We start from the raw sequence: 12,875 nt of genomic DNA on the forward strand, positions 1-12,875 counted from the left end.
AGCCCTTCGGGTTGCGGCTAAAAAAGCGCCACTCGTCGTTGCTCGTCACTCAGTTAGAACCACTAAATTCATTTCTCGCGCCTAGATTGGCGCTTTTTTAGTCACAACAGAGGCAACCAAATTAGTGTGAACAGGCCCTAGATCGGTTCCTGGTCGGGCGATTCCAGGTTCAGCTTGCTGATGGCCAGCACCGCCTGGGTGCGGGAGCGCACACTGAGTTTTCGGAAAATGGCGGTCATGTGGGCCTTGATGGTCGCCTCGGTGACGTCCAGTTCGTAGGCGATCTGCTTGTTCAGCAACCCCTCCGCCAGCATGGTCAGCACCAGATACTGCTGTGGGGTGAGCGAGGCGATGCCCGCCATCAATTGCTGTTCATCCGCACTGGCGGGCACCCGCATCCCGGCCTGGGTGGGCAGCCAGACGTCGCCTTTGAGCGCCGCGTGAATGGCCGCCTGAATGGTATCGATGCCCGATGATTTGGGCAGAAAACCCATGGACCCGAACTCGACCGCGCGCAGCATGATTTCGGGCCTTTCGTTGGCTGACACCACCAGTACCGGCAGGTTGGGGGCCTGTCCCTTCAGGTAGGCGAGGGCGCTGAAGCCGTGTGCGCCGGGCATGTGCAAGTCCAGCAATACCAGATCCGCATCCGGGTGATCGCCCAGCTTGGTTTGCAGGCTGGCCATGTCCTGGGCCTCGACCACTTCAATATTATCTCCCAGGCAGAGCAGCACTTGCGAAATGGCATTTCTGAATAAGGGGTGATCGTCGGCAACGATAAATTTTGACATGTAATTATGTTCGGTTTGCCCGTTTTTTTTGATGGTAGTCCCAGCGCCAACCACTGACAAGCATTCATTTTTCCCGCCAGCCGCCGCATTTTGCCTCGCAACACCCTGTTCCCGTTAGACATTAGTCGTAATTTTCCAGCCAAATCGACCTTGGTCGCATACCCATATAGCGGTGCAGGCGTAAATCTGTCAGGGCGAGATAAATCTATTGGGAGAGGAACCATGTATACCAAGAAAAAACTGGCGCTCGCCACAGTTGTCATGTTGCCGTCTATGGCATTCTCGGGACAACTGATGGCCGCAGCGAGTAACGAGGACCTGTCTGCCAAGATCCAGATGCTGGAGTCACAACTGCAACAATTGCAGCAACTGGTGGCACAGCAGGGTGAGCAGCAAAAGGCGATTGAGACGACGGTCAGCCGTAAAATCGACAGTCCGGCCTCAGGGATGAAGTTCAGTTATGGCGGCTTTGTCAAAGTGGATGCCATGACCAGCGACTACTCTGATGGCGAGCGCGCCTCCTCCGGGCTTGGCGATGAAATTCTGGTGCCATCCACCATACCGGTGGGAGGAGACGGGGGGGCCAGCCGATTTGACGCCCACGCGAAAACCTCGCGCTTCTGGTTTAAAACCATCACGCCAACCACCGCGGGGGATGTCAGTACCTATTTCGAGATGGATTTGTTGACCGCCGATGGCGATGAGCGGATTTCCAACTCGTCCCACTCCCGCATCCGCCACGCCTATCTGTCGTGGAATTATGATGAAAACTCCACACTGCTGCTCGGGCAGACCTGGAGTACCTTCATGAGCACCATGGTGCTGCCCGAAACCGCCGACTTCATCGGTCCCACTTCCGGCGTGATCTTCAACCGGCAGACCCAGGCCCGCTGGTCTCACAAGTTGCGCAATGGCGGCACGGTTCACCTGGCGCTGGAAAACCCGTCAACCGGTACCCTTGATGGTGGTGTCGGTTTCGACAGTAATAATTTTGACGACAACAGCGTGCCGGATTTCGTCGCCCGCTACGACGGTTCCCTGGGTCAATTCAGCTATAACATCGCCGGTCTGGCCCGCCAGATCGCCTACGACACCGGCACCCAGGATGACGATGAATGGGGCTATGGCCTGAGCCTGTCGGGCAAGTACCAGTTCGACAACGGCGACGACCTGAAAATGCAGGTCAACCACGGCAATCTCGGTCGTTACACCGCACTGCAGGCATTCCGCGATGCGGCGGTGGAAACGGATGGTGGTCTGGATGTGTTCGAGGTAACGGGCGGCTTTATCGCCTATCGCCACCTCTGGACGCAAAAACTGCGCAGCACCATTTCCTACGCCATGACCAAGGCTGACAACCCCGACTCGGTAGCGGATACCAGTACTGAGGAAGTCAGCAACTACGCACTCAACCTGTTCTATTCCCCCACCACCAATCTGTCCTTCGGTGTGGAATATTTCAAGGCCGAGCGGGAGCTTGAAAATGGTGACGACGGCGATCTGAAACGCCTGCAGTTCACCGGCAAGTACGTCTTTCAATAGGGTTTTGGTCTGAGTTTCGGATCAGCTTAGACCAAGGTTGCACAGACAGCGTCTGTGCCCTGGGCTAAGTTGGCGGTATCCGAAAAAACATAATAACGGGAGGCAAGATTATGAGTTTCCAAACTGACGAACACGCCAAAGCTTACTGGAGGGAAAATCTGCGTTTGCTGTTGATCCTGCTGGTGATTTGGTTTGCGGTCTCATTCGGGTTTGGCATCCTGCTGGTTGAGCCGCTGAACGCCATCAAGCTGTTCGGCTTCAAGCTCGGCTTCTGGTTTGCCCAACAGGGTTCCATTTATGTGTTTGTTGTACTGATCTTCGTCTACGTGAAGAAGATGAAGGCGCTTGATCGCAAGTACAACGTCCACGAAGACGAAGATTAAGGGGGAGTGACCATGGATATTCAAGGCTGGACGTTTTTGCTGGTAGGCCTCAGTTTCGCCCTCTATATCGGGATCGCGATCTGGGCACGCGCCGGAACAACCCAGGAGTTTTACGTGGCCGGTGGCGGTGTACCCGCTGTAGCCAATGGCATGGCTACGGCAGCGGACTGGATGTCAGCGGCGTCCTTCATTTCCATGGCGGGGTTGATCTCCTTCATGGGTTATGACGGCGGCGTTTACCTGATGGGCTGGACCGGTGGCTACGTGCTGCTGGCACTCTGCCTGGCACCATACCTGCGAAAATTCGGCAAATTTACCGTGCCGGATTTCATCGGTGATCGCTATTACTCACAGACGGCCCGTACCGTGGCGGTGATCTGCGCCATCTTCGTCTCGTTCACCTATGTGGCCGGCCAGATGCGCGGTGTGGGTGTGGTGTTCTCCCGCTTCCTGGAAGTGGACATCGTCACCGGTGTGATACTGGGTATGTGTGTGGTGTTCTTCTATGCGGTACTCGGTGGCATGAAGGGTATTACCTACACCCAGGTGGCCCAGTATTGCGTGCTGATCTTTGCCTACCTGGTGCCCGCCGTCTTCATCTCCATGCTGATGACTGGCAACCCGGTTCCACAACTGGGTTTCGGTGACACCCTGGCCGATGGTTCAGGCACTTACCTGCTGGACAAACTGGACGGGCTATCGGCGGAGTTGGGCTTCACGGAATACACCTCGGGCAATAAGAGCATGATCGATGTGTTCTTCATCACCTTCGCCCTGATGGTGGGTACCGCCGGTCTGCCCCACGTGATCGTGCGCTTTTTCACCGTGCCGAAAGTGGCGGATGCCCGCCGTTCAGCTGGCTGGGCGCTGGTATTCATCGCCATTCTGTACACCACTGCTCCCGCCGTTGCCTCGTTTGCCCGTGTGAACATGATCGGCACCATCAACGGTGCCGACGGACAGGGCGTCGTACACGCAGAAGCCCCGAACTGGATCAGCAACTGGCAGAAAACCGGCCTGATCGCCTGGGAAGACAAAAACGGCGATGGCCGCATGTTCTACTCCGGTGATGAGCGCAATGAGATGCAAATCGACCGCGATATCATGGTGCTGGCCAACCCGGAAATTGCCAACCTGCCTGCCTGGGTGATTGCCCTGGTGGCGGCTGGCGGTGTTGCCGCGGCGCTGTCCACTTCTGCCGGTCTGTTGCTGGTGATTTCCACCTCGATTTCCCACGACCTGTTGAAGCGCAACCTGATGCCGAATATTACCGATAAGCAGGAACTGCTGTATGCCCGTATCGCCGCAGCCTGTGGTATCTCGGTGGCGGCTTACCTGGGTATTCACCCGCCGGGTTTTGTGGCCCAGGTGGTGGCGTTTGCCTTCGGGCTTGCGGCCTCGAGCTTCTTCCCGGTGATCATCCTCGGCATTTTCCACAAGCGGATGAACAAGGAAGGTGCGATTGCCGGCATGCTGACAGGCATTGGCTTCACCGCGTCATACATCATCTACTTCAAGTTCATCAACCCGGCTGCGAGTACACCTGATAATTGGTGGTTTGGTATTTCACCGGAAGGTATTGGTACCCTGGGTATGATCTTCAACTTTGTGGCCGCCTTTGCCGTCCAGAAAATGACTGGCGAAGCACCGCAGCATATTGAAGACATGGTGGAAAGCCTGCGCTACCCCAAAGGCGCCGGCGAAGCCACAGGCCACTAATCGCCCAGCGATTCATTCGACCCAACCTCTGGCCGCCCTCTGGGCGGCCTTTTTTTTGTGGGGAATTAAAAACCCCGAGTCTCGGGGAAAATGACTGCTATCAGATTGATCCAGGCCGATGCCCTAATTAGTGAGAACAGGCCCTATCTATCGCATAGATCGGCAGCCCTTTCGAAACGAATTGTCTCGTGCACCTTGCCGGCAACGGGAATGACCAAAAAGGCCGTACCGGCGATGGCCGTGGTTTCCTGAACATAACCCTGTCCCCGATCGTCTATCCCTATTCGCGTGGCACTTCGCATCGCACCGATAAACACATTGCCGGGCTCCCTGGCCCCGGAACCCTCGAGCCTGGCAGGCAATAGGATCTGCCCAGACTGGAACTCAAAGTTCTCACCGGCGACAAACGTTTGCCGCTGCACCACATGGTGATTCGCAACGGCTGCAACCATGAATCTATTCCCCGGCAATGGGTCGACGTTGACGGCATCGATGGCACTGTGATCAAGCGCCTGTCCGGGCCAGATGATGCGGGTTAAAAAGTGCGTCTGGGCAGCGCTGTCGGCACTGCTGCGGTTGAGATAACAGCCGGAAAAGTTGCCGAGATCGGTTGTCATCGCGGCTGCGGGGATATTTTCAGGGTTATCGGAAACAACACAGCCGCTGCCCAATAGCGCGACACCCAGAAAAAGAGCCTTGTAGCGCAATGGCATACAGTTCATCGGGAACAGCATGCCCTATCTGGATGCGGACAAGTCGTTGTGCCGCATCCGGAAAGCGTTTCTGTGTGAAGCTTTGAGCATCAGAGATCGTGCATTCTGCCGGTTTGCGTTGAGAGGCGCATGACTTCATGTTTTTCCATGGCCAGCAGGGATTCCAGCAGGTCTTTGGCGCCGTGTGTCTCCGCTTTGCTGATGAGGGTGCGGTACAGATCCATCACCTGTTCGTGGAAGCTGAATACCTCGCGACAGATATCGTCGTAGCTGAGGTCTTCGTAGTGCGTATCGCAGCGTTGGTTCATGGTGAATGGCTGATGAGACAGGTAGTCATATACATAGGTATGCATCGCTTTCGGATCGGCTTGAGCTTCGAACCCTTCAATCATCTTCGCCAGTTTGACCTCGTGATCGGCCAGATACTCAAGCAATAATCTGGCGCCTTCGCCTCTGTGTTTGGCGGCGCCATGTACCAGACACTTGGCCAGGTGCCCGTGCAGCTGGCGGGTCCAGTCAATCAAATCAGCAAAAGTCTTAATATCCATCCCGCACTCCTCGTCACGAGTTTTTGTTTTCAGAATTTTTGGCGTCTACGGGCCATGTCGCAAAGGCAATAAAATACAGTAATCCCAGGTTCACAAAGGGCACCAGCATCAAAATGCTCAGCCAGCCGGGCAACCCGGTGCGCAGGCAGATTCGCCACACCGGCACAACCACCACTATGCCGATCAACAGCATCCAGACCCAATGGCCCGTCCACATGGCATCGTACATCATGGGAATCACCTCCCGCATGAGGTCAGCTTATAAGCTGCCTCATTCCCGTTCTTGCCTGGGTTGAGTTTAGTTCCAAATTATCCAGATTGCGGCAAAAAAGCTGCGATGTATTGATCTGGATTAGTTGCTCACCAACTCTGGTACAGGCTGCCTCAGGCAGGCCTGGCGTCGATGGCACCCGTGCAGGCATGGCTGCGAAAGCCTTGGTAATTGAGATGGGGAGAGCGGGGATAGGGTTGGACGTTAGAACCGGGTGCCCGGATAGGCGGACCTTCTGCCGGGATCGGCGCTACTCGCTGATTTTGCCCCGCAATGCCTTGGTCTTGCCCCGTTGGGTCTTGCTGTCCAGTCGTCGGGTCTTGGAGGCCTTGGTTGCCTTGGTGGGAATGCGGGCCTTCTGCACCCGCATGGCATCGATAATCAGCACTTTCAAGCGCTCCAGGGCATCAACCCGGTTTTTCTCCTGGGTGCGGAACTGCTGGGCCTTGATCACCACCACGCCGTCACTGCTGATGCGGTGATCTTTCAGCGCCAGCAGGCGCTGTTTGTAGACCTCGGGCAGGGAGGAGGCGCGAATATCAAAGCGCAGGTGAATCGCCGAGGAGACCTTGTTGACGTTCTGGCCACCCGCACCCTGGGCGCGGATCGCAGTGAGTTCAATCTCGTCGTCGGGGAGGGAAACGTTGGTGGAGATTTGCAGCACGGTTTGGATCGCCAAATGAGTGTGAACAGGTCCTGGGGGATAGAGTAGAGGAAAAATACCCTCATGGCACCTGAAGTAGCGGGGCCATGCTGTCTCGGCAGTCCCAGTGTGAGCAGGCTCTGGAAACTGACACATCGCGCCATGAGCGGACGGGATACGCCAGATTTCCCCCGGCTGCAAGAGCCGCCGGGAAAATGCTTTCTTTACTGCATAACAACCCGCGCTGTCCGCCAGTTTATGTTTTGCGACGGCGAATCGGCCGGGCTGTGCCGACCGGTTGTCAGAATACAACTAAAAAACATATTTCGATTTTTGGGGTCTCGATTGACGATAAGAACTTAATCGTCTTTCCCTGTCGAAAAGATGCTCTAAGCTATGGTGACGGCATGGATGTCGACGATGGCTTGGGTTGTTCTGTCCGGTGAAGAGGCGCCGCCTGGCACCTGGTTTCCGGTTGGCAGAGTGATCGTGGTCAGCGTTTCGCCGGGAAGGTGTGCGTTCGAGGTCGCTCCCAGGAAATGCAATTGCTGGACTTCCCGCCACAGGTGGCTGGAGTTGCGGGGCTTGCTGTACCTCGGGAAACTGAATCTGGCGGGGCACCTTTAGCCGGCAACGGCAGCGGAATACTTTGTTCGCTGTGGCGTCAGTCGCCATGCCGTCACCACAGACTCAACAGTGACTGTTCAGACAGGTTTTCGTTACAACGGAGGTAACAAAGCATGGCAATCAAGGTACTGCTTGTTCTCGATGGCGTTTACCGGTTCGAGGAACCGGCGGCGTCAACGGACTTCACCTATACCACCCTCGTCAGCGCGCTCACCAGTGCCGGTATGCAGGTGACGCGGGCGCACCGCAACCCCGCCGGCGATGGCGATATCGCGGATTTCAATTTCGCCACCAGCGCAGACTTGCTGGAATACGATCTCCTTTGGCTGATCGGCTTCGACGGGCGCAATGCATTTCCCGGTTCGACCAACCCGAGCGGCAGCAACAAGCTGGAGGCGGCCGAGCTGGGTGCAATTGCCCAGTTCATGGACGCGGGTGGCGGCGTGTTCGCCACCGGGGATCACGACAGTATCGGCGCGGACATGTGTGGTTACATTCCCCGGGTGCGCACGATGCGGGCCTGGTTTGGGGAGGGCGATGGCGCCTCACCGATGCCCGCCGATTTTCCGCGCAACTTTCCTGTCATCAGCTCGGGGCGCGCCGATACCGTGCAGAAAAACCCCCTCGGCGACTACGATCTGAATGACGACGGCATGGACGAGAGCCATGTCTATTTCGAAAACCAGTCCGACTCCATTCCCCAGCCCATCACCCCGACCACTTCCCCGGCGCACCCGATCCTGCGCCGCAACGGCATGGACATCACGGTTTATCCGGACCACATGCACGAGGGCCAGACCCTAGGCGAAGGGGATCTCCTTGAGTCCTACTACACCCACACCCTGCCCAGTGGGGTGGACCCCGGGTTTGTGGAATTTCCGGTGGTGGACGGCCAGCGGGAAACCCCCAAGGTCATTGCCACCGGGCAGGTGCTCGAACATTCGCAGATACTGGCCGCCTCCGGCACTACCCTGGATCCCGCGATTGCCAGCGCCAAGACGGTCAATACCCTCTGCGTCTACGATGGCCGCGAGGTCGGCGTGGGCCGGGTGGTGACCGGCGCAACCTTCCACCACTACATCGACATCAACCTGACCGGCTCCAGTGACATCGATACCGACGAGGAAAAGGCGCTGACCGGAGCGGATGCCGTCAAGGGGCAGGGTTACAACTACCCGGGGGCCGAACAGACCTTTGCCGATATCAAGGCCGTCTATGTGAACATTGCAAAATGGCTGGCGCGGCCGCGCCCGGCCATCGGCCTCATCCTGGAACGCAGCACCTTCAGCCAGGACGAGGTGGGCGTCGGCCCCATCTTCGAGGGGGCGATTCTGGTCACGGTTGACGGCTTGAAACCGAGCCAGTTTCCCGGCGGCCCCATTGACGATCTCACCCCCTCAAACGTCGACCTCAACAACTGGGCGCCGGAGATTGCACTGTTCGACCAGGACGGCATCGCCCTGACCAATGGCGACGGCATCAGGGTGGAAGCCACCGGCGTGGACAGCGATATGCCAACACTGCCCGACCAGCTGCAACGGTTCACCTTCACCTACCGCATCCGCTTCGTGAACGAGAATGCCTTCGGCTTTGTCGAACTGTTCAGGAATTTTCGGGTGGACGCGACGCTGACATCCAGCGCGGTCGCGGACCCCTTGACCGATTCCGCCTGGATGCAGCTGGTCAAGTCGGCCAACCCCTTTATGCTCGACCTGGACGGGGCCGGCGCCAAGACCTGGCTCAGTTCCGATGTCCGCGTGTTTCCGGTGGTGGAGGGGGAGACCGTCTTCGGCCAGACGCTGCCGGCCAACGCCTCGAAGTCCCAGGCCTACACGTTTGTCCGCAACCTGATGGCCTCGATCAGTGTGGCGCAATTTGAAAGCCTGAGTATCTCCCAGGCCGAGTCCACCCTGAGCCCCTTCCCCACCACCACGGGGTCGGGCAAGAAAGTCTACAACTTTGCCATTGCCCGCGTGCGGTTGAACGGCGAATCGGCGGCCGCCAGCCAGGTGCGGGTGTTCTTCCGGATATTTGTCTCGCAGACCACGGCGGCGCTCACCTACCGTCATCCCGAGGGCGGCGTGCCCCTCGACGGCTATAAACAGACCGCCGGCGCCAACCCGATTGCCGTGCCCGGCGTCACCAGCAGCGGCGACAGCTGGTTGTCGTTCCCGTTCTTCTCGGAAAACCGCGCGGCAAGCCCCGGCGCGCAGACCGACGACGCCAACGTCCAGGATATTTCGCCCAACCCGGGCTCCGAGGTGTCGACCTTTTTCGGCGCGCTGCTCGACAACAACCTGAGCGAACCCTATCTGCCGCCGACACCGCTGTCCGGCGATCCGGCCATCAGCCTGTCCGATCAGTTGATGGGCGAACACCAGTGTATCGTCGCGCAGATCGAGTATTCGGGAACGCCGATTCCCGACGGTGCCAAGCCCTCCACCTCGGACAAACTGGCCCAGCGCAATCTCGCCATGAGCGCGGTCGCCAACCCGGGGCTCGACGCTTCGCGGATGGCCCTGCACACCTTTGAAATCGAGGCTGCGCCGGGACCGATTACCGAAACCCTGCCCCCCGACGAGCTGCTGCTGGAATGGCTGGGCGGCGCCCCGGACGGCATCTATACCCGTGTCTATATACCCAGCTGGAACGCCCGGGAAGTGGTCGAACTCGCCGACCGGATTTATCCCCGCCATGGGATCAGCGTCGACGGTGAGCACACGGTTATCGTGCCGGGGGGCGGCACCCGCTATATCCCGTTGCCGCGCTGCCTGTACCGCCAGACCGGTGTGGTGATGGCGGAATTTCCCCTCGGTATCAAAAAAGGCCAGCGCTTCGACCTCGCGGTGAGGCAGATTAGCAATCGCAGCCGCGATGCCGGGATAGAACGACCGAAGACCAAGCTTATCTCCGCCAAAGAGGCGCAGAAGCTGCTGTCCGGACTGTCTGAGCCGGCAGCGGCCGCCACCCGGGGCCGCAGGACCAGGGCGACTGCCGCGGGGCGGGGGACATTCGACCTCGGTGACAACAGGACCCTGGTGACCAACCTTGCACTGTTCGACATGGCGGGGGATGGCGCCGTCATTGTGCAGTCCCCCGATCCGGAGAAAGTGGCCGCCGCCCGGCGCCAGGCCGGGTTGTGGCGCGAGACGGTGGGCAGCTTCCAGCTCGGGGTGCCGGTGTCCGTCAAGGACGACATGCTGCTGCACCATCTGCGGCTGCTGTCGGTGTTGCGCTGGCGGGCCGCCCGGTTGCGCCGGGACAGCCGCTGGTACAAGACCTTCATCTACTATCTGGAACTCATTGCCAATAAAGTTCAGGCGCTGGGGGGCAATCCCTTTGTGGTGCCGGCCACCCCCGATGGCCATATCGGCGGCGCCGGTACCCTGGCTCCCGGGCTTCCCGGCGACGGCGGCAAGCCGGGTGGTGGCGACGGAGATGGGGCGGGCGGTGTCGGCGACCCCGGCGATCCGTTCTTTGAACCGGGGGATGACGACTGGCTCGAGGATAGCAGCGGGCTCGGCGATCCCGGCAAGGTGAAGCCGGTGATGCTGTCGGGTAAGGTGAGCGGCCTGTTGTATGACCACTTCGGCGATTTCGAAGGGTTTACCCTGGAGAGTTACGGCGGTCGCCATGTCCGCCTCTACAGCCGCGAAAGCGAAATTCTGAAAATTGCCGAAAGGGCCTGGCTCGAGCGCTATGTGGTGACGGTTTTGACTGTCTCCGGCTCAAGTCGGCGGGTGCGGCGGATTCTGACCCGGGGCTACTCGGATTCCTGAGGACTGGCGAATTTAGGCATGCACGTCGACTCCCGCGCACCCGGGGGTCGACCTGTCTTGGTATTCGACGAGCTTGTGACGCACCATAACCACGGTGATATTCAAACCCCGCCGCCGCCCGTTTCCCCTTGTGGCCTCGCGCCGAAGCCAGTTCCCAAGAGCTCTGCCGACAGCAACGCAAGTCACATAGAGATAGCTTGTAGCGGGCTGTTTTTTTAGCTGCTTTGCGGCCACGCCTGTGCGATGTTGGATTATAAAAAACAGCAAGTGATAAAGGGATTGCACCGCAGTGCACCCAAAAGACATTGTCATCGCCTACGCGGAGGCCTTCAATCCCGGTGATCTGGACGGGATTTTACGCTGTTCACCCCTATGGCAGTGCCGCTGGTCTTGTTCGGATGCCCCGTTAATTCCCGCTGCTTGAGGTTTGCCCGGGACTGCCATTCCACCTTAGCCTAATTGTCCGCCATCAAGGCGCGGGTCTACCTTTAGGGTAAAGTAGGGGTGGGTAGCATCGGGACATCGTTATGACAGTCAGTGTGGAAGTGGCAGCGGTGCGGGATTTTCTCGCCACCTGCACGCCCTTTGACGAATTGCCGGAGGAGCAGTTGACCCTGGCGGCAAGCCGGGTGGAGATTGCCTATTACCGCGCCGGGGAGTCGGCGGGAATTCTCGACTACGCCAACCCCTGTCTGTTTGTGGTGCGCAGCGGCGCCTTTGAGGTTCGCAACGACGAAGGCCAGTTACTCGACCGGGTCGCGCCTGGCGGTTATTTTGGCTATCCCTCACTGTTGACCGGTGACACCATTACCAATCGCGCGGTGGTGATTGAAGATGGCCTGCTGTATCAGCTCGATGCCGATACCTTCCAACAACTGCGCACCCTCAGTCGTCCCTTCGATCGCTTTTTTAACCAGGCCTATGCCAGGCGTTTGCGCCATGCGGTGCGTTTTCGCGAACAGAATTACCAGCTCACCCGCCGGGTGGGGGATCTGCCCGCCCGTGTGCCGGTGAATGCCCATCCCGATCAGACGGTGTCCGAGATCGCCGCCTTGATGTCGGTGGAACGGGTGTCATCGGTGATGGTGGTGGATGATAGCGGGCAACTCTGCGGGCTGGTGACGGACCGGGATCTGCGCGCGCGCGTGGTCGCGGCCAAACGCGGCCCGGAGACACTGCTCTCGGAAATCATGACCCTGGAGCCCACCACGGTCTCTGCCGAAAGCCTGGTGTTTGAAGCCCTGTTGCTGATGACCGAAAAGAACATCCACCATCTTCCGGTCACCGCAGAGGGGAGACCGGTATCGATGTTGACCACCACGGACCTGGTGAAGGTGCAGAAATCTGATCCGGTGTTTCTGATTGGTGAAATTGGCCACCAGGATACGGTGGCAGGATTGCAGCAGGTGGCCCGGGACATTCCCGAATTGTTGCGCAGCCTGATTCGCGCCGAAGCCAGCGCCGACCAGATTGGTCGCCTGCTCACCACGGTGACGGATGCCCTGACCCGGCAGTTGTTGAAGCAGGCCCTGGCCAAACTGGGTGAACCGCCGGTACCCTTTGCCTGGCTGGCGTTCGGTTCCCAGGGCCGCCGGGACCAGACGGCCATTTCCGATCAGGATAACGGCCTGCTGATGGGCGACGGTGTCACCCCGGGTGACGACGGGTACTTTCTGGCGCTGGCACGTTACGTCAACGACGGCCTGAACAGTTGCGGTTACCTGTACTGCCCCGGCGACATCATGGCCTCCACCAATGAATGGCGACAGCCGCTGGTGGGCTGGAAGAAACAGTTTCTGCGCTGGATCAACCAGCCCTCGTCAAAGGCCTTGATGCACGCCAGCATTTTCTTTGATATG

At 58.8% G+C, this 12,875-nt stretch carries 10 protein-coding genes; 5 read left to right on the forward strand and 5 right to left on the reverse strand.

What is annotated here, in order from left to right:
- Window positions 1-137: 137 nt before the first annotated feature.
- Window positions 138-791, reverse strand: coding sequence for a response regulator (locus ABY948_RS06670; RefSeq protein ID WP_461481741.1), 654 nt, complete (start codon window positions 789-791; stop codon window positions 138-140).
- A 222-nt stretch (window positions 792-1,013) separates the two neighbouring features.
- On the opposite strand from ABY948_RS06670, the gene ABY948_RS06675 reads away from it, so the two are divergent.
- From ABY948_RS06675 to ABY948_RS06685, 3 genes are all read left to right on the forward strand, one after another.
- Window positions 1,014-2,333 (forward strand): DcaP family trimeric outer membrane transporter, encoded by a 1,320-nt coding sequence (locus ABY948_RS06675; protein WP_461481742.1) that lies wholly within the window; start codon window positions 1,014-1,016, stop codon window positions 2,331-2,333.
- Window positions 2,334-2,443: 110 nt separating this feature from the next.
- Entirely contained in the window at window positions 2,444-2,716 is a 273-nt protein-coding gene (locus ABY948_RS06680; RefSeq protein ID WP_461481743.1) for a DUF4212 domain-containing protein, read from the forward strand.
- Window positions 2,717-2,728: 12 nt separating this feature from the next.
- Window positions 2,729-4,435 carry a sodium:solute symporter family protein gene (locus ABY948_RS06685; protein WP_461481744.1) on the forward strand — a complete coding sequence of 569 codons (1,707 nt, stop codon included), beginning with the start codon at window positions 2,729-2,731 and terminating at the stop codon, window positions 4,433-4,435.
- A 143-nt stretch (window positions 4,436-4,578) separates the two neighbouring features.
- Here ABY948_RS06685 and ABY948_RS06690 read toward each other — a convergent pair whose 3' ends face one another.
- The 4 genes from ABY948_RS06690 to arfB all read right to left on the reverse strand — a co-directional run bounded on the left by ABY948_RS06690 (window position 4,579) and on the right by arfB (window position 6,631).
- Window positions 4,579-5,169 (reverse strand): hypothetical protein, encoded by a 591-nt coding sequence (locus ABY948_RS06690; protein ID WP_461481745.1) that lies wholly within the window; start codon window positions 5,167-5,169, stop codon window positions 4,579-4,581.
- 68 nt (window positions 5,170-5,237) lie between these two features.
- Window positions 5,238-5,696, reverse strand: a complete 459-nt coding sequence (locus ABY948_RS06695) for a hypothetical protein (protein ID WP_461481746.1) — start codon at window positions 5,694-5,696, stop codon at window positions 5,238-5,240.
- 13 nt (window positions 5,697-5,709) lie between these two features.
- Window positions 5,710-5,928, reverse strand: a complete 219-nt coding sequence (locus tag ABY948_RS06700) for a hypothetical protein (protein WP_461481747.1) — start codon at window positions 5,926-5,928, stop codon at window positions 5,710-5,712.
- 289 nt (window positions 5,929-6,217) lie between these two features.
- Complete coding sequence (gene arfB, locus ABY948_RS06705) at window positions 6,218-6,631, reverse strand: alternative ribosome rescue aminoacyl-tRNA hydrolase ArfB (RefSeq protein ID WP_461481750.1); 414 nt, start codon at window positions 6,629-6,631, stop codon at window positions 6,218-6,220.
- A gap of 719 nt (window positions 6,632-7,350) precedes the next feature.
- On the opposite strand from arfB, the gene ABY948_RS06710 reads away from it, so the two are divergent.
- Together ABY948_RS06710 and ABY948_RS06715 are read left to right on the forward strand one after the other, a co-directional pair.
- On the forward strand, window positions 7,351-11,016 hold the full coding sequence (locus ABY948_RS06710) for a hypothetical protein (protein ID WP_461481748.1): 3,666 nt from the start codon (window positions 7,351-7,353) through the stop codon (window positions 11,014-11,016).
- 527 nt (window positions 11,017-11,543) lie between these two features.
- Window positions 11,544-12,875: DUF294 nucleotidyltransferase-like domain-containing protein (locus ABY948_RS06715; RefSeq protein WP_461481749.1), on the forward strand; the 1,332-nt coding region annotated here is incomplete at its 3' end.

Origin of the sequence: Porticoccus sp. (assembly GCF_041592135.1) — a bacterium.
Lineage (GTDB): Bacteria > Pseudomonadota > Gammaproteobacteria > Pseudomonadales > Porticoccaceae > Porticoccus.

Excerpts from the sequence above, each read along its gene's own strand:
- ABY948_RS06685 (WP_461481744.1), top strand. The coding sequence starts at position 2,729 with ATGGATATTCAAGGCTGGACGTTTTTGCTGGTAGGCCTCAGTTTCGCC.
- ABY948_RS06670 (WP_461481741.1), bottom strand. The coding sequence starts at position 791 with ATGTCAAAATTTATCGTTGCCGACGATCACCCCTTATTCAGAAATGCC.
- ABY948_RS06700 (WP_461481747.1), bottom strand. The coding sequence starts at position 5,928 with ATGATGTACGATGCCATGTGGACGGGCCATTGGGTCTGGATGCTGTTG.
- ABY948_RS06680 (WP_461481743.1), top strand. The coding sequence starts at position 2,444 with ATGAGTTTCCAAACTGACGAACACGCCAAAGCTTACTGGAGGGAAAAT.
- ABY948_RS06710 (WP_461481748.1), top strand. The coding sequence starts at position 7,351 with ATGGCAATCAAGGTACTGCTTGTTCTCGATGGCGTTTACCGGTTCGAG.
- ABY948_RS06690 (WP_461481745.1), bottom strand. The coding sequence starts at position 5,169 with ATGCTGTTCCCGATGAACTGTATGCCATTGCGCTACAAGGCTCTTTTT.
- ABY948_RS06675 (WP_461481742.1), top strand. The coding sequence starts at position 1,014 with ATGTATACCAAGAAAAAACTGGCGCTCGCCACAGTTGTCATGTTGCCG.
- ABY948_RS06695 (WP_461481746.1), bottom strand. The coding sequence starts at position 5,696 with ATGGATATTAAGACTTTTGCTGATTTGATTGACTGGACCCGCCAGCTG.